Raw genomic sequence first — 20841 nt, 5'->3', positions numbered from 1 at the left:
GATCTGAATTTTGTGATATCAAATTAAATGATCACCAATAAAACATATCACAATGACTGAACAAATTCTTGGCCTCCACCATATAACCGCCATCGCCGCCAATGCCCAGCGTAACCTGGATTTCTACACGAAAGTGCTTGGATTGAGACTGGTGAAAAAGACAGTGAACTTTGATGATCCCGGTACTTATCACTTTTATTATGGGAATGAAAACGGCACTCCCGGCACTATCCTTACATTCTTCCCCTGGGAAAGCATGAGCCAGGGTCGCGCAGGAGCAGGCATGGCCACTGAGATCAGTTATGCAGTTCCTTCGAATAGTCTGAAGGCCTGGAAAGAACGCCTGGCGGGCTTTAACATAACCATTACGGATGAAGGTGAAAGATTCGGAGAGCCGTTTATCTCTTTTTCGGATCCTGATGGTCTTAACCTGACATTGCTGGAACCAAAGACTGCCGATAACAGGCAAGCCTGGGAAACAGCCGATGTAAAAGCTGACATTGCCACTAAAGGATTTCACAGTACAACGCTTTCCTTGAGAAAGATCGATGCTACAGCCGCTGTGCTCACTGATATTTTCGGATATCGTTTGCAGGCGCAGGAGGGTAACCGGTATCGTTATGTTACGGATGCGGTAGAGAGTGCAGGAGTTATCGATCTGCTGGAGCTGCCTGACGGACAACCCGGGTACAATGCAGCCGGAACCAACCACCATGTGGCATTCAGGGTGGCTGATGACAGCATCCTGATGAAGTTCAGGGATAAGGTAGTGAGCAAAGGATTGCAGATCACTCCCAAGATCGACCGTGATTATTTCTTCTCATTATACTTCAGGGAACCCGGTGGCGTACTGTTTGAAATTGCAACCGATAATCCCGGATTTACGGTGGATGAGCCACTGGATGAACTGGGATCGAATCTGAAATTGCCTAAACAATATGAGCAACACAGGAAGGAAATAGAAAATCATCTGCCGGTACTGGCACAATAAATTGAGCGTGAAAAAGCATGGGGCTGCCAAAAAGGTAGCCCCATTTTGCTTTCGCTGATTACCGGGCACATGCTACTTATTGCCCATACATTGTCTGGTGCGATCCAGCTCTCCCATCACTCCCCGAATGGGGTAAGAACCTCCTCTCTTTTCCGGATTTACCGGTCAGCCCCATCTTTGTTAACTTTACAGAGTACCAATAACCGGATGTAAAATGAAGTGGCACCAACTAAGCATAGAAGAGACACTTGAAAAATTGCAGACGAAGAACACAGGATTGAGTACAGCGGATGCTGAGGCAAAATTGCAGGAATTCGGCCCGAATGAACTGCAGGAGGGCAAAAAGAAAAGTATTGCAAAAATGCTGCTGGCGCAGTTCAAGGATGTGATGATCCTGATATTGCTGGCTGCGGCGGTCATATCCGGTGTTATTGGTGAGCTGTCTGACACCATCGTAATTATCATCATTGTTGTGCTGAATGCCATTATCGGGTTCTTCCAGGAGTACCGCGCGGAGAAGGCCATGGAGGCACTGAAGCAAATGTCGGTGACCCAGGCCAAAGTATTGCGGAACGGAAGCAATTCCATATTACCCGCCACAGAACTGGTGCCCGGTGATGTGATCATGCTGGAAGCCGGTAATGCAGTGCCTGCCGACGTCCGGATGATCGAATCCGTAAATCTTAAGATTGAAGAAGCTGCCCTCACGGGAGAATCCCAGGCGGTGGACAAAAGCGTGGATGCTTTACCGGGAGATGATATTCCGGTGGGCGACAGGACCAATCTTGCTTTCAAAGGAACATTCGTTGCTTATGGCCGGGGTACAGCAGTAGTTGTAGCCACCGGAATGCAAACCGAGCTGGGCCGTATTGCAAAAATGCTGCAGGAAGAGGAGTCCATGACACCCCTGCAACAGCGGATGGCCTCTTTCGGAAAAAAGTTATCCCTGCTGGTGCTGTTCCTCTGCGTGGCATTCTTTGTTACAGGCTGGCTGCGCGGAGAAGACCTGGTGAAAATGGTGCTGACCAGTATTTCACTGGCTGTGGCTGCTATCCCCGAAGCGTTGCCTGCAGTGATCACTATTTCACTGGCGCTGGCTGCAAAAAGACTGATCAAATTCAACAGCCTGATAAGGAAACTGCCGGCAGTGGAAACCCTGGGCTCGGTTACTTATATCTGTACCGATAAAACAGGTACACTTACAAAGAACAAGATGCATGTTGAGGACATCTATGTGGAAGGAGAACTGTATGCACGGAAAGATATTGCGGGTTTCATTGAAAAGCCAAATGGGAAATTATTGCTGCAGGCTTTTGCCCTGAATAATGATGCGGATACCGATGCAGACAAAAATATAAAAGGAGACAGTACTGAAGTGGCCCTGATGGAGGTGGCCATTGAGCAACAGATCAATGCAGACGAATGGCCGCGTAAGGCAGAGATCGCTTTTGATTCTGACCGTAAACTGATGACCACTTTTCACGAACATGAAGGCAAAATAATTTCGTTCACGAAAGGTGCGCCGGATATCCTGCTGCAGCGCTGTGAGAACCTCCACATGGACCTTTTACAGCAACAGGTGGATACCATGGCTGCCAACGGGCATCGTGTGCTGGGCTTTGCCTTTCAATACTGGGATACATTGCCTGAGAAACCGGATACAGAAACCCATGAATCCGGATTGCAGTTCCTGGGGCTGGCAGGCATCATCGATCCACCGAGGGAAGAAGTGTTCGAGGCCGTGCAGCAGTGTAAAACGGCGGGGATCGTGCCCGTGATGATCACCGGGGATCACCAACTGACCGCTAAGACCATCGCGGAGCGGATCGGTATACTGGGCAGGGAAGATGACCTGGTGGTTACCGGGCAGGAACTGGGAGGAATGAAAGAAGATGAATTTCTTTCAAAAGTGGAAAAGATAAAAGTGTATGCACGTGTATCGCCTGAGCAGAAATTACAGATCGTAAAAGCATTACAGGAGAAAGGGCATTATGTTGCGATGACAGGAGATGGTGTGAACGATGCACCTTCACTCAAGCGCGCCAATATTGGAATTGCCATGGGTATTACCGGAACCGATGTGTCGAAGGAAGCCGCACATATGATCCTGCTGGATGATAATTTCTCTACCATTGTAAAAGCCATCCGCGAAGGAAGGAGGATCTACGATAATATTCTCAAGTTCATCAAATACCTGATGACCACCAATTCCGGGGAGTTATGGACCTTGTTGCTCGGGCCCATCCTGGGCATGCCGATCCCTTTGCTTCCCATTCATATCTTATGGATCAACCTGGTGTCTGACGGCTTGCCCGCGATATCCTTATCGTTTGAAAAAGCAGAGAAGGATATCATGAACCGCCCTCCGCGCCCGCCCCAGGAAAGTGTTTTTTCAAATGGCCGTGGCCTGCATATGATCTGGGTGGGTATGCTGATGGCCGCTATAGCACTGGGTTTGCAGGCCTGGGCGATAGAGCATGACCTGCACTGGCAAACCATCGTTTTCAATGTGCTCTGTCTTTGCCAGATGGGACATGTGCTGGCAATCAGGTCGGAGAACCGCTCTCTGTTTGAAATAGGATTGTTCAGCAATAAACCGCTGATCACTTCTGTGCTGATAGGATTGTTGCTTCAGTTCGTAATTACATATGTTCCTTTCTTACAACCCGTGTTTCATACGGAGGCATTAAGCCTGAAAGAGTTTTTGATTGTGATGGTGGCGTCATCCATTGTATTCATTGCCGTGGAACTGGAGAAACTGGTAAGGCGGAAACGCAGTATCAGTGGTCAGTCCTGAATGGTGACGCTGGTAATCCTTCTTTGTTGAAGAGGTTAGGGTTGACGGGATTGTCGGACCACGCATAACGGACATATTCCGGAGCCGTTATTTCATCACTCCATACAATAACGGTATTCCCTTCGATCCGGGTGCGGGCCCATACGAACTTTTTGTCTGCACCGGCAATTGCAAAATCTGATAGCGGTTCCCCGTCATTGGTGACCAGCCCGCTGCCGGTGTGTTTGAAGTAAATGGTGATGGCGTTGCCTTTGATCGTATATGAATCGTAGATGGGGCCGGAATATATGATGTCTTCTTTGTACGCTACTTTCATGGCTGATAAGGCCAGGCGTTCTCCCACATCTTTTTTATTATCAGGATGGATATCGTTCCACTCGCCAAGATCGATGGCTACCGCCATACCGGTATTGGGTATGCGCAAGCTGTGAAGCTGTGCTTCACGCAATAATGCCCAGTTGCTTTCGGTGGGAAAATAATTGTAGTCCATGAAGCCGGGCAGTTGCACAAAGAGAAAGGGGAGTTGGCCCTGTGCCCATTGTGTACGCCAGTCGTTGACCTGAGCATGCATCAGATTTCCATACAGGTCTGGTTGACCTTCATTGCTTTCTCCCTGGTACCAGCAGAAACCTTTGATCCTGTAAGGAATGATGGGAGCTACCATGGCATTGAATAATGCGGAGGGTTGCTTCTGGAAGTTGATGCCCGGGATATTTCCTGTATTTGGTTTAAATGCTACACCTACTTTGTATTGCCAGTCGCCTTTCAGGTCAATAGTGTCTTTACCAGCAAAAATGCAATAAGGTTTATCCGGCACGAAGCCTCCTTTGCCGTAATTGTTGGTCACCCGGACCACAAAAATATTCTTACCGGCTTTCAGGATTCCTGCGGGGACAGTGTACCGGCGTTGCGGATACATATAAGTGGTGTTTCCTACGCGAACGCCGTTGATATACAGTTCATCGGCGTCTACAATTCTGCCAAGGAATACACGGGCAGGGTTGTTTGCCATGGATGGGGGCAATTCGATTTCGCGGCGGTACCATACCACGCCGTTAAGGTCTTTGAGGCCCTGGTCTTCCCAATAGCCGGGAATATTGATATTGCGCCAGCCGCGGGGAATACAGGATGGGTCAAACCATTTGGGAGAGGTGTTCAGTCCTGCGTCTGCGGGAAGTGCTGTTCTGTTGTCTGCCTGTTGACGAAGGATGGAGTTGATATAAGCTGTGTCTTTGTTTTTCAGTATAGTATTTAGCATGGATGGAAACCCGGAAAGTCCGGCTTCGCTGGTCCAGGCTTCCACCGGTGTGCCGCCTACACTGGCATTGATGATGCCGATGGGCACTTTGTATTTCTCATACAATTTCTTTGCGAAGAAAAAAGCAACGGCAGAAAACGGGCGGACTGCATCGCCGATGGCCGGTTGCCAGTGGCCGTTAGAGAGGTCTTTTTGCGGCCCTTCCAGGTTATACTGTGCTGGTACCAGGAACTGCCGGATCTGCGGGAACCTGGCACCGGCAATATCTTTTGCATAGGTGACATCATGAATATTCAGTTGGTGCACCATATTGGATTGACCGCTGCAAAACCAGACATCACCGAAAAGCACTTCCCTGATGCTGATTTTGTTTTTTCCTGTTATGTCAATGGTATAGGGGCCTCCGGCGGGAGTGGGTGGCAATTTGATTGACCAGTTGCCTTTGGTGTCAGCGTTTGTCCTGTATTGTTTTCCATTGAAGCGGGCTGTTACTTTTTCGTGGGTGGATGCCCATCCCCAGAGTTGAACGGTATCATCTCGTTGCAGGATCATGCTGTCACGGATCAGCCTTGGCAGTTTTACCTGTGCCTGTAAAACGGCGCCTGTCTGCAATGCGAAAAGCAGGAAGAGTATTTTTTTCATAATGGCTTTGTCGTTCGGCTAGAAACCAATGCTGTTGCCTCCGTCCACCGGCAGTACTACCCCGGTTATGAACCTGGCGGCATCGCTTGCCAGGAAGTAGGCGGCTTCGCCGATATCTCCGGGATGTCCCATACTGCCCATTGGTGTGCGACTGAAAACTTTTGCTTTCCTGTCGGGATCACTGTCCAGCGCTTTGGCTGTCATCTCCGAATATATGAAACCGGGAGCAATTGCGTTCACGCGGATTCCTTTTGGAGAGAGCTCTACGGCCATGGCGCGGGTCATGCCTTCGATGGCGGTTTTGCTGGCGGAGTAGGCGATCACTTTCGGAATGCCATACTGGGCAGCCATGGAACTGATATTGATGATGCAGCCGGATTGCCGGGGCAACATATGTTTTACTACTTCGCGGCTGAGTGCAAATACTGAAATAAGATTGGTGAGGATCACCTGCTGGAAATCCTGGTCGGTCACCTCTGTGAAATCTTTCTTCATATTGATACCTGCGTTGTTCACCAGGATATCTATATGTCCGGATTGTTCGATGACCTGCTCCACGAATGCGGGTATCAACTCCAGGCTGGAGAGATCGCAGGGCAGGATCTTACAGAGTGGTCCGAGTTGTTGTTGTGCGGTGAGTAATTTCTCTTTATTCCTTCCTGCAATGATGGTCTGGATGCCGTTCTGTACAAATTTCCGGGCAATGGCCAGGCCCAGGCCGGAGCCTCCCCCGGTTACAATCGCTGTTCTTTTGCTCTCTGCTGTCATGGGTGATGGGTTGAGTTCTTACCGGTTTCATTTCCGGTCATTCAGAGGCATTTTTTACACCTGAACAGCCAAATAAATGCAATCGGTTGCTGAAGATCGTAAAAAAAATCAAACTGGAGTAATTTGTTTTTTAACGCTGTATGAGGCGTTTTATGGGCATTTTAAAGAGAAGGGTTGTCATGCCTGGAAATAAACTACTGCGAAAAAGCAAGTTTTTGCAATAAAAAAATGCAATCGGTTGCTTTTTTGAATTTTTTACCTAAATTCGGTTTGCGGATAATCCAGATTATCTGCAAAACGATTGAAAATTCTACCAAGAACTGCTTTATGGAACAACCTGCTTTCCTTACATGCGCGCCATTTTCCGCCTGTTGTACCGGCGTATTCCCAGTTGCCGGAATGGCATTTCCCTCTTTTCTCATTGCTCTGTATCGCCACATTGGTAATCTTCATTCGCTGTTTTTCAAGAATTAAATACATCATTCACACTTGTCCACAACCAAAACGATGCATATGAAAAAAACAGAAAACCGAAAAAAACTTATCCTACCAAGGTCGTTGCGGGATAACCTGACTGCAAGGATGCTGCTGTTGCTGCTCAGTTGTTTCGCGGGAACAGCGGTGTTTGCCCAGAATACCATACGGGGCAAGGTCACCAGCAGCACCGGGGAGCCCGTGGCAGGCGCTTCCGTAATGGTAAGAGGAAGTTCTGCCGGCTCCAATACCGCTGAAGATGGCAGCTTCTCCATTGTTGCCGCCAAAGGCGCTGTACTGGTTGTATCCAGCGTTAACTTCAGAACAAGGGAAATCACTGTAGGTGATGGTAATATCATAAATGTACAACTCACCCCGCTGACCGGTGATCTGAATGAAGTGATAGTAGTAGGGTACGGTACACAACGGAGGGAAGCTGTGACCGGCTCGGTGGCATCCATCAACGGCAATAAAATGCGCGAAGTGCCGTCTCCAAACGTGTCTCAGGCATTGCAGGGGCGCATCGCCGGTGTGGACATTGCGCAGACTTCAACCAGGCCCGGCGCCGTGATGCAGATCCGCATCCGCGGTACCCGCTCTCTCAGCGCTGATAACAATCCGCTCATTGTGCTTGACGGGATTCCGTTCATCGGTTCCCTGGCGGATATCAACCCCAATGATATCAAAGGAATAGATGTGCTGAAAGATGCATCGTCAACAGCCATCTATGGTTCACGCGGCGCCAACGGCGTGCTGATGATCTCTACCGATAAAGGATTAAGAAGACCTGCACGTGTCAGCTACAACGGGTATGTTGGCACGCAGGAGGTCTTTGCAAAATACCCGATGATGAACGGGCCTGAGTTTGTGGCACTCCGCAAAGCGGCAGGACTTTACGTGAATGGCCAGGATGAGGCTGATGATGTGAATACAGACTGGCAGGACCTCTTCTATCAGACGGGCATCGTCACAGACCATAATATAAGCATTTCAGGTGGCAGTGAGACCGGCACTTATAATTTCGGTGCGGGTTATCACAACAACAAAGGCGTGGTACCAACGCAGCTGTATAAACGCTATTCGCTGAGAGGCTCGCTGGATCAGCAGATCGGCAAATACCTGAAAGTAGGGTTCACCACCTATAATAACCACAATATCACGGAAGGTAACCAGGTGGGCCTGTACAATACATTGAGCATGACGCCCATTTCATCTCCCTACAATACTGACGGGACCTTGAGAAGAGGCATCCGGATGTCTGCGGATAACCAGTTCATTTACACGAAAGACGTTGTGAAAAAACTGAAGGACAATGACCAGTGGCTGAATGAAACACGCGGTCTCGCTTCCTACAACTCTCTCTATGCCGAAGTGAAGGCCCCTTTCCTCAACGGGCTGAAGTACAGGGTGAACCTGGGGCTGGATTATGTACAGACCAACAATGGCGCCTATACAGGTGCAGGTGTGGGCGATGCACTTAATCCGAATACTGCTTCATCCGCTTCCGTTGACAACAGAACCACCTACCATTATGTAGTTGAAAACATTCTTTCTTACGATCGTAATATCGGCAAACACTCCATCAATGCAGTGGCCCTCTACTCAGTAGAGCAGCAGAAATACAACAGGTCTAACATGGCGGCGCGCGATATCCCTGCGGATGCCTTCCAGTTCTACAACCTGGGGCATGCAGGTGGTCAGCTCACCATCGATCCGGCGCTCCAGGATTACCAGCTCTGGGGACTGATGTCCGGTATGGGCCGCGTGATGTATGGCTATGACAACCGGTATATGATTTCTGCAACCGTGCGCTCGGATGCTTCTTCGAGGCTGGCAAAAGGGCATCAGTGGCATACCTATCCTGCGGTATCAGTGGGCTGGAATGTTTCCAATGAATCATTCATGCAGGGTGTTTCGCTGGTCAATAGCCTGAAGCTGCGTGCCGGGTACGGGCAAACATCCAACCAGGCCATCGCTCCTTATGCAACGCTCGGAAGGCTGGATACGAGGCCTTACAACTTCGGCCCCAGCAGTTATTCAACGGGTTTGTTCGTGAGCCAGTTGCCCAATGCTGATCTGGGTTGGGAGTTCTCCAAGACCTGGAATTTTGGTGTGGACTTTTCCATTCTCAAGAACAGGATCTCCGGTACCATCGAATATTATATCACCAGAACAGAGGATGTGTTGCTTGGTCTTGATCTTCCTCCAACCTCAGGTGTAACAGGTTATACAGCCAATATAGGATCAACGGAGAACAAAGGATTCGAACTGGCTTTGAACGGTATTGTGCTTGATAATGCCAATGGTTGGGATCTCAGTGTAGGTGGTAACTTTTACCTGAACAGGAATAAACTTGTTTCGCTTGCTTCCGGTCAAAGCCGTGATGAGATCAACTGGTACTTTGTTGGTCACAATATCAATTCCATTTTTGATTTTGAAAAGGTCGGCCTCTGGCAGCAGGGCGATCCTTACCTCAGTACCCTGGAGCCTGGCGGCAATGTGGGCATGATCAAAGTGAAATATACCGGCGGGTTCAAACAGGATGGAGCGCCTGACAGGGCCATCGGACCTGCAGACAGGCAGATCATGGATGTGGACCCTGATTTCCAGGGTGGCTTCAATACACGTGTTGCTTACAAGGGCTTTGACCTGGGTGTTGTTGGTTTCTTCAGAAGCGGCGGCATTCTCTTCAGTACCATTCATGGTTCCAACGGTTACCTGAATCTGCTGACGGGACGCCGTAACAATATCAAAGTGGATTACTGGACCCCGGAGAATACGGATGCAAAGTATCCCAAGCCCGGCGGTATCATTGCCAATGACAATCCAAAATACGGCAGTACGCTCAGTTATTTCGACGGTTCTTTCCTGAAGATCCGCACCATTACACTGGGCTACGATTTCAACAAGTACCTGCTGAAAAATTCTCCTTTCAAACTGAGAATGTATTTCACGGCACAGAATCCGTTCGTCATGTTCTCGCCATTCCACAAAGAGTCCGGTATGGATCCTGAGACCAACTCTTTCGGAAACGAAAATGCATCGGTGAACCTCAGTCAGAACCTGAGGCGCATCCTTACGGTAGGTTACAACACGCCTGCCACCCGCAACTATATTGTAGGCGTTAACCTGACCTTTTAAATCTTTAGCATATGAAACATCTGATTATTCGATCACTCATCATATCAGCCAGTGCAACACTGGTGTCAACAGGATGCAGCAAGATCCTGGAAGAGCAACCCCGCAGCTTTTATGTGCCTGATTTCTTTAAAACAGAGAAGGGCGTGCAGGGTGGTATCACCTCTCAATACGCACATCTCCGCTTCCTGTACGGGCAACCTTATTATTATAACAGCCTTGAAACAGGGACCGATGAATATACTTATGCGCAAAGTGCCGATGCCAACTTCAAGGATGTAGATTACAGTGGAGTGGGAAATCTAACGGCGTCGAGCAGCCGCTCTGATGTTCTATGGGGAACGGCTTTTGCGAATATCAATACGGCCAGCGGTATTATCGAGAATGCCGGGGCGGTGGGGACCATCTCAACCGCATTGATCGCTGAAGCGAGATTCTTTCGCGCCTTTGATTATTTCCTGCTGGTACAGACTTTCGGAGGCGTGCCGTTAGACCTGGGCGCGGGCGAACTGAAATTCAATACAGCGCCATCGAGAAAATCTGTCCGTAATACAGTGCCGGAAGTGTATACCAAAGCGGTGTTTCCGGATCTTATCCAGGCTGTGAATGAATTGCCTGCCACACCCAGGGTTACCGGCGGCGTTACTAAAACGGCGGCCCGCCTTTACCTGGCAAAGGCTTACCTGACTTATGGCTGGTGGTTGCAGAACCCGGGCAATATCCCTACTTATCCTGCCACTAACAGAACGGATCCTGATGGTCATGATGCCGCCTGGTATTTCCAGAAAGCGTATGATGTTGCTGCAGAAGCAATAGACAATCCCGGTCCGTTTGGCATGGAAACCACCTTTTATGACCTGCATGTGGGCGGCAACGACCGTAACAAGGAGATGATCCTGTATGCTGACCATACGCAGGAAAGCGAGTTTTACAACGGTGCATGTCTCGCGTGTTTTGATGGAGAAGCAGGCAATGGCCGCAACTCCGCCGCCTGGATGGTCAACTGGAATTATACCGTGATCAGAAGCGCTCCGAATGCAGATGGAACCGGTGCAGCCGTGAGCTCTGTTCAACGTGAGGCATCGCAGGCCCTGGGACGTCCTTACACCCGTATGGCCCCCACTATTGGCGCGCTCACCAATACATTTGCTGACAAGACGCTTGACTCCCGCTATGATGGCACATTCTCTACGGTCTACCGTGGCAACTGGCCCAAAGGCGGAACAACCAATACGGTCCTGTACAATGCGAATGAGTTGCCTGTTACCCCTGGTCAGCCCATCCTGAGCTTCCTGGAAGATGAGACCTTAGCCCCGGGTATCGTATATCCTGCGGGCGCCACCTTCCCTGGTAAAACCTCCAATAATGTTGGGGCGGGGGTATTACCGGGCCGTGCTGATTTTGTGGTAACGCCACGCGCCATCAGCCGGATCGTTTTTCCCGGCCTCTGGAAGCTCGGTGTATACCGCACGGACAATGGAACAGGTCTGGGGCAGCCAAATGCTACCAGCACCCGTCCATTTAAAATCGCAAAATTCTCAGAGCTCTACTTCATCGCAGCGGAAGCAGCGGTAAAAGGCGCAACCACCGTAGCCGGCAAGAGTGCGAGGGAACTGATCAACGTAATACGTGCCAGGGCAGGCAAGTGGAAATTTTCCAATAAGAACAATGCTGCATTTGTTGCCGATAACAGCGCGGCCCTGATGGCTGCCACTCCGGCAACTATCGATATCAATTATATTCTGGCGGAGCGCTCACGTGAGTATTTCGGAGAGGGACACCGCTGGTTCGACCTGGTGCGTACACAGAAATGGAATGAACTGGCAGGTACTTACGAGATCGCCCCGGCTACCTATGGAAGTCATACGCCACAGACTATTACCAGAACGATCCTGCCAACCCACTATCTCCGCCCGATCCCGCAGGTGCAGTTGGATGGTATGGAATTATCGGCAGAAGAAAAGGCAAAGTATCAAAATCCCAACTACCAGTAAGCGGGAACTCTTCTCATAAGCATGGCAATAATGGCTGTCGGTTTCCGGCGGCCATTTTTTATTGCTCAGGATTTATTTTTAAAGAAGAAGCCCTGATGATCATATCGGCTCTTAATGTGATGGTATTGGTGCTGTAGAGATTGCTTACACCTTTGAGGTGATTGATGAGATTGGTGACGGCTGTGTTGCCGACGGAGTCGCCTGCATAATCCACCGTGGTGAGATTGGGCTCTATCACTTTGCTGACAGGGTCATTGTTGAAGCCGGCAAAACCAACGTCTACGGGTATGCGAAGTCCGGCTGATTTCAGTGCGATCATGCAGTACACTGCAGCAGTGTCGTTGGCTGAGAATACAGCGTCGGGGCGTTTTGCAGGAGGAAGGCTGAGAATATGACTGGCTGCAACTGCGCCATCTTTTTCCGTAAGGTTGCTTACGAAATGCAGTTTGTCGTTGAAGGGGATATGGTTGTCTTTCAGCGCTTGCCGGTAACCTTCGAAACGTTCCTTGTAAACATTCCTCAGTACGTTACCGCCAAGGTGCATGATGCGTTGGCAGCCCTGATCTATCAGGTGTTTGGTAACGTTGTAAGCAGCTCCGAAATTATCGATCACTACGGAAGTGCTGCTCGGGTGCGGATGCACACGGTCGAAGAACACCACCGGGATATTGCGTTTGAAAAATGGTTCCAGGTGATTGATGTCCTGCGTGTCGTAAGAAAGAGAGATCAGCAATCCGTCAACCCGTTTGTTGAACATGGTGGCGGCGTTCTGTTTTTCTTTTTCCGCATCTTCCAGGGATTGTGCGATGATGAGGTTGTAGCCATGTCTGTTGGCTGCATTTTCCATTCCTGCCAGCACGGAGGACATGAAATAACTGTTGAGACGTGGCACCAGCACGCCGAGGGTGTGGGTGCTCTTGCTGCGGAGGCTGCTGGCAAAGGTGTTGGACTGGTAACCCAGTTCTTCCGCTACTTCAGCAATCCTTTTCCGGGTAGCCTTACTGACAGAAGAGCTGTTTTTCAAACCCCTGCTCACGGTGGCGGCAGAGATCTTAAGGTGTTTGGCAATATCGTATATCGTGACTTCCCGGTTTTCTGCCATTGTGTTAGCTAGTTGTTGTCAAAGGAAATAAGCTTTTTCCGAATAAAAAAATCCATAACATACGGATGCGGTCAACTGTTGTAAAGGCATAATCTTTGTGGTCACCACTTTTTATGGATCGATCCAAACAGAACAGCCAGACCGGCATCAATGGTTTTGTGCGTGTAACCGGCGCCCGCGAGCATAATCTCAAAAACGTAAGCCTGGAGATCCCGAGGGACGCCCTGGTGGTATTCACCGGTGTGTCGGGTTCCGGCAAATCCTCCCTGGCCTTTGGCACCCTCTATGCGGAAGCGCAGCGGCGTTACCTTGAATCAGTGTCGCCATATGCAAGGCGATTGTTTCACCAGATGGGAAATCCAGCGGTGGATGATATCGAGGGGCTGCCGCCTGCCATTGCCCTGCAACAGCAGCGTGGCGCTGTTTCCGTAAGATCGTCTGTTGGGAGCGTGACTACCCTGAGCAATCTCTTGAGGATGTTATATTCCCGCGCCGGCGATTACCCGGAAGGACAGTCTATCATTTATGCGGAAGCTTTTTCTCCCAATACGCCCGAAGGGGCTTGCCCGAACTGTCATGGTCTTGGGCAGGTATATGAAGTAACGGAGCGGTCAATGGTTCCCGATGATTCGCTTACTATCCGTGAGCGCGCTATCGCCGCCTGGCCTACGGCCTGGGGCGGGCAGAATCTCCGCGAGATCCTGATGACACTCGGTTATGATGTGGATATTCCGTGGCGGGAACTTCCCAAAAAGGACCGCGACTGGATCCTGTTTACAGAAGAGCAGCCTGTAGTGCCCGTGTATTCCGGGTTTACAGCGCAGGAAATGAAACGTGCCCTGAAAAGCAAGATGGAGCCCAGTTATATGGGTACATTCAGCAGCGCGAAGCGGCATGTAATGCAGACTTTCGCCAATACGCAGAGTGCACAGATGAAGAAGCGGGTGATGCAGTTCATGCTGAGCAGTGAATGCCCGGTTTGCAGAGGCAGGCGCCTGCGGAAAGAATCATTGTCGGTGAAGTTTGCAGGGATGGATATAACGGAAATGTCGCGGCTGCCTCTTGCACGGCTCCATAAAATCTTCAGCGATCCTGCCATCGGCAGGCAGAAAGCCCATGATGAGCATCCTGAAAAAGCGATGGTGGCAGCCCGCATAGCGCAGGACCTGGTGGCGCGGCTCAGTGTGATGCTGGATCTCGGATTAGGTTATCTCACACTGGAAAGAAGTACGCCCACACTGTCGCCCGGCGAATTACAACGCCTCCGGCTGGCCACGCAGGTGCGTTCCAATTTGTTTGGCGTGGTATATGTGCTGGACGAGCCATCCGCCGGTCTGCACCCCGCGGACACGGAAGCCTTACTGCGGGCGCTCGACAGGTTGAAGGCAGGTGGAAATTCACTTTTTGTAGTGGAACATGAGATCGATGTGATCCGGCATGCAGACTGGATTGTGGACGTAGGGCCGCTGGCAGGTCAGCATGGTGGAAATATTCTATACAGTGGGCCACCTGAAGGATTGAAGAAAGTGAAAGACTCGAAAACAAGGGAATACATTTTTGAAGAACGAAAGGAGCAGCGTAATACAAACAGAACAGCTGCTGCCTGGTTGAAGCTGGAAGGCATCACCAGAAATAATCTTCAGGGATTGGATGTATCCTTGCCGCTTGGTGTGTTCACCAGTGTAACCGGAATATCAGGATCGGGTAAGAGCAGCCTGATCAGTCAGGCATTGGTGGAGCTGGTGGCTGCAGAACTTGGTCAGGAATTAAATATTGTGGCAGAGGAAGAGGCCGGCCCTGCTGAACCTTCCCAGCTGATCGCTACCAAAGGCAGGATCAGTGAGGGTATGCAGTTTATCAAACGAATGGTGCAGGTGGATCAGAAACCCATTGGCCGTACACCCCGTTCAAACCTGGCAACTTATACCGGTTTGTTTGATCATATTCGTAAACTTTTTGCAGCCACGCCACTTGCAAAAAAGCGGAAATATGATGCCGGACGATTTTCCTTCAATGTGGCGAAAGGCCGTTGCCCTCATTGCGAGGGCGAAGGTTTTGTAATGGTAGAGCTGATGTTCCTTCCAAGTGTGTATGCGCCATGTCCTACCTGTGCAGGTACAAGATATAATCCGCAGACGCTTGAAGTAAAGTATAAAGAAAGGAATATTGCAGCTGTGCTGAACATGACGGTTGATGAAGCCATTGAGTTTTTCGGCAGTGAACCGGCTATCTCACGGGCGCTGGATGTAGTGCAGCAGGTTGGGCTTGGTTATATCAGGCTGGGGCAACCGGCTACAGAGTTATCGGGTGGCGAAGCGCAACGCATCAAACTTGCTACAGAGCTGCAGCGCACACAACATGGAAATACATTGTATGTGCTGGATGAGCCTACTACAGGATTGCATCCTTCCGATGTGGAGAAGCTGATGGCGCAGCTAAACAAGCTGGTGGACCAGGGTAATACGGTAATAGCAGTGGAGCATGATATGCGTGTGATTGCCGGAAGTGATTGGGTGATCGATATCGGGCCAGGTGCGGGAGAGGAAGGCGGGAAAGTGGTAGTGACGGGTGCGCCGGAAAAAGTGGCGGCGGATAAGAAGAGCAGGACGGCGGAATATTTGAAGCGGTATCTGGCTCATTAGTTCTCTTATTTCCTCAACGCTTTCGGAATGGGCTTGAAAACTGCTTTCTGAATGGCGAAAGTTTTACTGGGTACGCCATTGCTGTCTGTCAGTTCATTGAACTTTGCATTCATCACCCACACATTATTTTGTTGCAATGTGGCGGTGGAAGGATACGTAAACCGGTCTGCGATCAATGTGGTTGCTTTCATCTCTGCGCTGTTCCAGTTATCATTGGAGGTTAGCTGATAGATCTTATCGTTATTCATGTTCACCACCATCACAAGCGTAGCCGTATCTTTAAATACAAGGCCATCGGCGCCTACAAAGAACTGGTTGACCTGTATTTTTGAAACCCGTGAAGGTGCTGCCAGGTCCACTTTATACAATCCTCCCGTACTTGAATTGTCCACAATCAGAAAGCCTGAAGAGTGAAAGGCAATTCCATTGATGCCGATACCTTCAGTGACAAACAGCGGGCTTTGGGCAAATACAGACGCATTGCCGTCAGGTGTAACTTTATAAACAGCGTGCGCGTAGCTATCGGTGATATAACAATTTCCCTGGTTGTCAAACGTGAGATCGTTGGGGAAATGTGGCCCGGGGACTAATTGTGAAAGATCGATATCCTTTATTTTTTTGCCTGAAGCGATATCGAGGATGATCAGCCTTGCCATTTTTTTGCGTGTACCGGGAGAAGTGTATTTGCTGTAATTGGCATCGCCTGCGCATACGTATAATTCTTTTCCACCTGGATGCACTTTCATGCCATAGGTTGATTTCAATCCTGTGTCTGAGTGTACGAGTGAATACATCCCCGCCGGAGATACCTTGCCGATATTGCCAGTGCGGGCAGAAGAAACAAAATATTGCTGACGAAGAGAATCATAGGCAATGCCTTCCGGATAGGCATCCGGTGCATTGAATTCTATGCGCTCTGTTGGCCGGGTAGCAATACAGCTATAAAGAAAGGCTGTCGTCGAAACTATGGTAACAGCAAGAATGTATTTTACAACATTGTTCATCGGTTATTTTTTTCTGGTTACAGCATAGATAACACCATTGGCATCATCAGAGATATAGATCGCTCCATCAGGACTGGCCAATACTCCGGCGGGTCTTCCAAACCTGGCCTTTCTTTTGAAGAAAAGGAAGCCTGGTTTCAGAAATCCGGTAAGGAAGTCATCTGCTCCTGTGGCTATGCCATTATTGAATTTTATTCGCTGTACTTTAAAGCCCACAGGCTTGCTTCGGTTCCAGGAGCCATGCCAGCAAACAAGTCCATCGCCATAATAATCCCGGGGAGCGCCGGAGGATGAATCAAGAAAGGTAAATCCGATAGGAGCCATATGTGCAGTCAGTTCAAGTATGGAAGGCTGCGTGTTCTTTACCCATTGTTCTTTGGTGTCTCCGGGAGGGTCTTCCCGGGACTGGTCCACTTCTTTTTTCCCATACGCGAATGGGTAACCGTAATTACCTCCTTCAACAATATGGTTGACTTCTTCCGGTGGCCACCTGTTCCCTTTTCCGTCACCACCATTGTCGACACCCCACAGGGCGCCGGTCACAGGATGAAAATCAAATCCGATTGTGTTTCTCAGGCCACTTGCATATATTTTTCTTTTCCAGGTTGCGGTATCAACCTGCAGGATGGTGGCGGTTTCTTTATCTGCTTCCTTGCAGTCGTTACACAATGTACCTACAGAAATATAGAGATAGCCGTCAGGGCCGAATTCGATGGTCCGGTTAGGATGCTGGCCGCCACTGGGAAGATCGTTTATCAAAACCTGTTGTTCACCAAACATACCATCCGGCTGAATTTTGTATCGCCTCAATTCAGTATTGTTGGCGAGGTAAATCCATCCGTTCCGGATGGTGATGCCGTGAACACCTTTGAAAGGGTAAAGCACAGTTTTCAACTGGTCAAAAACATGGTCCCCATTATCGTCTTTCAGCATCAGTACATCGCCAGCGTCACGTCTGGTAACGTATATCTGCCCTTGCGGACCTGTATACATCATTCGCGGACGGCCGAGTCCGGAGGCTGCCACTTTCACTTCCCAACCATCGGGCACTTTCAGAAGCTTTACCATATCGGGAAGGAAGTCAAGGTGCTGCGGGTATTTTGTAACCAGCGTTGACCTTGTTTTCTTTTTCGGAGGAAGACCGCGCTGCGCAGCTGCATGAAGCGTAATAAGGAAAATGAGCGATCCGGTTATTGCCATTAACCGTGAAAGGACGTACAGGTATTGCATGTGACGGTATTTAAAATGATGGTTTGGCGGCACTGTGTGGTGTCTGTCAGATCGCAGTGCGCCAAACCATTGAACGATTAACATCGGGAATTACCAGATCTCTTGCCTGTCATTAGCTTTTTTTCTGAAAGCATCACGGTGAGCAGATGGATCATGCTGCTTTGGCTGTGGCTCTGAAGGCTTGCCTCCTGTTTGCCTGCCATGATTACTCTTTGGCGTTTTTTTCTGACCTGTGAAGGCCTGATTACTTTGATTGGCAGCTCCACGCCCGGCACTGCCATGCTTGTTGTTATCTCCTCTACCTGCCATAGTTGTAAGTTTTAGTGATTGATAGATAACACACCAATCAAAGGCCAGCAGGGGGTACAGGCGAAATCAATGTTGATGTAGAAGTTACTGGCCATATACCTGTATTTCTGCATGTGAAGGTTCTTCCACGCTCAATGCGTACCAGCTGATTTATTCGTTGATCTTTTTTGCCAGTAATAAGGCGTCTTTGGTTGCATATCCTGCCTGGTCGTTATCAAAGTATATATAAACATCTTTCTTTTGCTGCAACCATTTTTTACAGCGTGCAGCCCAGGTGCTCAATGCCCTGCTACTATAGCTTCCCTGATATTTATTCCCGGGGCCATGCAAACGGATATATACAAAATCGGCCGTTACTTCAAGAGGGGAAAGATGTCTTTCCAGGTGATAGATGCAGAAAGCACAATTCCATTTTTTTAAAAGGTCCAGGACTTCCCGGGTATACCAGGTATGGTCCCGGAATTCAAATGTATACCGGTGGCCGGTTGGCAACTGGCTGAGGAAAGTTGCCAGACGTTCCGTATTCACTTTCCATCGGGGAGGCAATTGAAAGAGTATGGGGCCTAGTTTTTCTTCCAGTTTAACAACACGCGAAAAGAATTTATCAAAGCTCTGCCTGTTTGCTTTCAGTTTGACCATATGGGTGATATAACGGCTGGCTTTAACGGCAAACAGGAAATTCCGGGGAGCTGATCTGCGCCAGGCTGTAAATGTTCCCGGTTCCGGCAATTTGTAAAATGAATTGTTGATCTCTACCGTACTGAAATGCTCAGCGTAAAAAGCAAATTGCTCATCAGGCTTTATATTATCAGGATAAAAAGTCCCTTTCCAGTGTTTGTAATGCCAGCCCGATGTACCGATATATATATTCCCTTTTGCCATCAGGTGATGATTTTTTAGCCGGGAAGCATGGCAGGAAAGCCAGTCCTCAGGTCTGATGTACGCATAAATATTATGCCTTTAAACAGAGGGCTGGTTAAAAAGATTTTGGAAGCCCTTTCCTTTATGATATTTTTGATCGCAGATCAATTATTACCATTCCTGCCTTTCCTCTTTTATTTTAATCTGATAGCTATTAATTGTCGGCCTTTCAATCACATAATGAAACTGAATTGTTGCAGCTGGCTGCCGGTGGCGGACAAGCCGCATTTGCAGAGCTTTTCATGCAGAATCGGCATAAGCTGTTCAGTTTCCTGATGCGCCTCACCCAGTCACCGGAGGCAACGGAAGATGTGATCCAGGATATTTTCATGAAACTGTGGCGGAACAGGGTTTCGCTGACTGAGATCGATAATTTCAGCAGTTATCTGTTCAGGATGGCGCAGAACCAGTGTATCACACAGTTCAGGCGGATGGCCAAAGAAACGCTGATCCTGTCTAAGCTGGCATCCGATGCCCCGGCTTCCCGCTCAACCACGGAAGATCTGCTGGCTGCAAAAGAGGTGCAGGAGCAGCTGCAACTGGCAGTTGCCAAACTGACTCCGCAGCAAAAGCTTGTTTTCACGCTGAGCCGCGAAAAAGGATTGAAGTATGAAGAGATCGCAGCGGAACTGAATATCTCTGCTTCAACGGTCAAGAACCATATGATCGATGCGCTCCGCATCATCCGTCAACATTTCCATACCACGGCTAACGCCTTGTTAATAGGCGGCTTATACTTCCTGCTGGACAGTCTCCAGAAAATAAAATAAAAAAAATCCTGTTTTCAACCAGGCCTGTTTTGTTTGCCGTTAGTCGTCTTTACAGGAAAACCAACTAACATGCCAACAGAACGGGTACAATACCTGGTACAACGATTTTTCGACGATGCCTGTACTCCTGAAGAAAAGGAGGAACTGGCCGCCTGGATCAATATGTCCGGCAACGACGAGCCATTGAAAGCGTTATTGCAGGATGCCTGGCAGCAGTATACGCCAGATGCAGCAATGCCGGAGGATATGTCGCAGCGATTGCTCACCGCCATGTTCGCGGAAGACAGGAAACCTGCACGTATCCATTACTTGAAATGGGTTGCTGCCGCTGCTGCGGTTGTGACCGCCTGTATTGCAGGATGGTGGCTGATGCCACGCAAGCAGCCTGCCCCGCAGATCGTGGAAAATACAAGCATCGAACCAGGAACCAGTGGCGCAGTTCTTACTCTTTCTGATGGAAGAACGGTAGTACTGGACAGCCTGAATAATGGAGTGATTGCCACCCAGGGAAATACATCGGTCACCATCACTGATGGCCAGCTGGTGTACGATGCAAAAGGAGCGGCCGGGGCCGTTGCCTTTAATACAATGACCACGCCCAGGGGCCGGCAGTTCCAGCTGGTATTGCCGGATGGTACCAATGTATGGCTGAATGCCGCTTCTTCCATCACTTATCCCACCGCGTTTTCAGGTAATGAAAGAAAAGTAACTGTTACTGGTGAAGCTTATTTTGAAGTGGCAAAGAATGCCGCATTGCCATTCAGGGTGGAGATCGATAAAAATAATACGGTTGAAGTGCTC

At 49.3% G+C, this 20841-nt stretch carries 15 protein-coding genes; 7 read left to right on the top strand and 8 right to left on the bottom strand.

The annotated features are described in order from the left end of the window. Positions 1–52: 52 nt before the first annotated feature. The gene (locus tag ACTHMC_RS02160) at positions 53–991 is read left to right on the top strand and encodes a ring-cleaving dioxygenase (RefSeq protein WP_440410421.1); all 939 of its coding nucleotides are present in this window, start codon (positions 53–55) and stop codon (positions 989–991) included. 214 nt (positions 992–1205) lie between these two features. Continuing rightward, entirely contained in the window at positions 1206–3788 is a 2583-nt protein-coding gene (locus tag ACTHMC_RS02155) for a cation-translocating P-type ATPase (RefSeq protein WP_440410420.1), read from the top strand. Here the strand turns inward: ACTHMC_RS02155 and ACTHMC_RS02150 are convergent. From ACTHMC_RS02150 to ACTHMC_RS02140, 3 genes are all read right to left on the bottom strand, one after another. Continuing rightward, a complete protein-coding gene (locus ACTHMC_RS02150; protein ID WP_440410419.1) occupies positions 3772–5688 on the bottom strand; it encodes a sialate O-acetylesterase in 1917 nt (638 codons plus the stop codon). The two genes, ACTHMC_RS02155 and ACTHMC_RS02150, sit on opposite strands and share 17 nt — an antisense overlap. Before the next feature lie 18 nt (positions 5689–5706). Next, a complete protein-coding gene (locus tag ACTHMC_RS02145) occupies positions 5707–6456 on the bottom strand; it encodes an SDR family NAD(P)-dependent oxidoreductase (protein ID WP_440410417.1) in 750 nt (249 codons plus the stop codon). Between the two features lie 194 nt (positions 6457–6650). After that, positions 6651–6878, bottom strand: a complete 228-nt coding sequence (locus ACTHMC_RS02140) for a hypothetical protein (protein ID WP_440410416.1) — start codon at positions 6876–6878, stop codon at positions 6651–6653. Between the two features lie 91 nt (positions 6879–6969). Here ACTHMC_RS02140 and ACTHMC_RS02135 point away from each other — a divergent pair, with 91 nt between their 5' ends. Beyond that, positions 6970–10071 carry a SusC/RagA family TonB-linked outer membrane protein gene (locus ACTHMC_RS02135; protein WP_440410415.1) on the top strand — a complete coding sequence of 1034 codons (3102 nt, stop codon included), beginning with the start codon at positions 6970–6972 and terminating at the stop codon, positions 10069–10071. Positions 10072–10082: 11 nt separating this feature from the next. Then, a complete protein-coding gene (locus tag ACTHMC_RS02130) occupies positions 10083–12062 on the top strand; it encodes a RagB/SusD family nutrient uptake outer membrane protein (RefSeq protein ID WP_440410414.1) in 1980 nt (659 codons plus the stop codon). Between the two features lie 58 nt (positions 12063–12120). Here ACTHMC_RS02130 and ACTHMC_RS02125 read toward each other — a convergent pair whose 3' ends face one another. After that, positions 12121–13164 (bottom strand): LacI family DNA-binding transcriptional regulator, encoded by a 1044-nt coding sequence (locus tag ACTHMC_RS02125; protein ID WP_440410412.1) that lies wholly within the window; start codon positions 13162–13164, stop codon positions 12121–12123. A 113-nt stretch (positions 13165–13277) separates the two neighbouring features. Here ACTHMC_RS02125 and uvrA point away from each other — a divergent pair, with 113 nt between their 5' ends. Further along, positions 13278–15806 carry an excinuclease ABC subunit UvrA gene (uvrA, locus tag ACTHMC_RS02120; RefSeq protein ID WP_440410410.1) on the top strand — a complete coding sequence of 843 codons (2529 nt, stop codon included), beginning with the start codon at positions 13278–13280 and terminating at the stop codon, positions 15804–15806. A 5-nt stretch (positions 15807–15811) separates the two neighbouring features. On the opposite strand, the gene ACTHMC_RS02115 is transcribed toward uvrA, so the two are convergent. The 4 genes from ACTHMC_RS02115 to ACTHMC_RS02100 all read right to left on the bottom strand — a co-directional run bounded on the left by ACTHMC_RS02115 (position 15812) and on the right by ACTHMC_RS02100 (position 19231). Next, a complete protein-coding gene (locus tag ACTHMC_RS02115) occupies positions 15812–16810 on the bottom strand; it encodes a hypothetical protein (RefSeq protein WP_440410409.1) in 999 nt (332 codons plus the stop codon). Between the two features lie 3 nt (positions 16811–16813). Beyond that, entirely contained in the window at positions 16814–18040 is a 1227-nt protein-coding gene (locus ACTHMC_RS02110) for a PQQ-dependent sugar dehydrogenase (RefSeq protein WP_440410407.1), read from the bottom strand. A 90-nt stretch (positions 18041–18130) separates the two neighbouring features. Then, the gene (locus ACTHMC_RS02105) at positions 18131–18349 is read right to left on the bottom strand and encodes a hypothetical protein (protein WP_440410406.1); all 219 of its coding nucleotides are present in this window, start codon (positions 18347–18349) and stop codon (positions 18131–18133) included. Positions 18350–18499: 150 nt separating this feature from the next. After that, a complete protein-coding gene (locus ACTHMC_RS02100; RefSeq protein ID WP_440410404.1) occupies positions 18500–19231 on the bottom strand; it encodes a DUF72 domain-containing protein in 732 nt (243 codons plus the stop codon). A gap of 197 nt (positions 19232–19428) precedes the next feature. On the opposite strand from ACTHMC_RS02100, the gene ACTHMC_RS02095 reads away from it, so the two are divergent. Beyond that, the gene (locus ACTHMC_RS02095) at positions 19429–20040 is read left to right on the top strand and encodes an RNA polymerase sigma factor (protein ID WP_440410403.1); all 612 of its coding nucleotides are present in this window, start codon (positions 19429–19431) and stop codon (positions 20038–20040) included. A gap of 69 nt (positions 20041–20109) precedes the next feature. After that, positions 20110–20841: FecR family protein (locus ACTHMC_RS02090; RefSeq protein ID WP_440410401.1), on the top strand; the 732-nt coding region annotated here is incomplete at its 3' end.

It is taken from the genome of Pseudobacter sp., from assembly GCF_051955275.1.
GTDB lineage: Bacteria > Bacteroidota > Bacteroidia > Chitinophagales > Chitinophagaceae > Pseudobacter.
The sequence above is the reverse complement of the archived record's forward strand: the minus strand, read 5'-3'. Positions and strand labels throughout refer to the sequence as shown.

Coding starts and splice junctions, on each gene's coding strand:
- ACTHMC_RS02160 (WP_440410421.1), top strand. CDS start 53: ATGACTGAACAAATTCTTGGCCTCCACCATATAACCGCCATCGCCGCC.
- ACTHMC_RS02155 (WP_440410420.1), top strand. CDS start 1,206: ATGAAGTGGCACCAACTAAGCATAGAAGAGACACTTGAAAAATTGCAG.
- ACTHMC_RS02150 (WP_440410419.1), bottom strand. CDS start 5,688: ATGAAAAAAATACTCTTCCTGCTTTTCGCATTGCAGACAGGCGCCGTT.
- ACTHMC_RS02145 (WP_440410417.1), bottom strand. CDS start 6,456: ATGACAGCAGAGAGCAAAAGAACAGCGATTGTAACCGGGGGAGGCTCC.
- ACTHMC_RS02140 (WP_440410416.1), bottom strand. CDS start 6,878: ATGAGAAAAGAGGGAAATGCCATTCCGGCAACTGGGAATACGCCGGTA.
- ACTHMC_RS02135 (WP_440410415.1), top strand. CDS start 6,970: ATGAAAAAAACAGAAAACCGAAAAAAACTTATCCTACCAAGGTCGTTG.
- ACTHMC_RS02130 (WP_440410414.1), top strand. CDS start 10,083: ATGAAACATCTGATTATTCGATCACTCATCATATCAGCCAGTGCAACA.
- ACTHMC_RS02125 (WP_440410412.1), bottom strand. CDS start 13,164: ATGGCAGAAAACCGGGAAGTCACGATATACGATATTGCCAAACACCTT.
- uvrA (WP_440410410.1), top strand. CDS start 13,278: ATGGATCGATCCAAACAGAACAGCCAGACCGGCATCAATGGTTTTGTG.
- ACTHMC_RS02115 (WP_440410409.1), bottom strand. CDS start 16,810: ATGAACAATGTTGTAAAATACATTCTTGCTGTTACCATAGTTTCGACG.
- ACTHMC_RS02110 (WP_440410407.1), bottom strand. CDS start 18,040: ATGCAATACCTGTACGTCCTTTCACGGTTAATGGCAATAACCGGATCG.
- ACTHMC_RS02105 (WP_440410406.1), bottom strand. CDS start 18,349: ATGGCAGGTAGAGGAGATAACAACAAGCATGGCAGTGCCGGGCGTGGA.
- ACTHMC_RS02100 (WP_440410404.1), bottom strand. CDS start 19,231: ATGGCAAAAGGGAATATATATATCGGTACATCGGGCTGGCATTACAAA.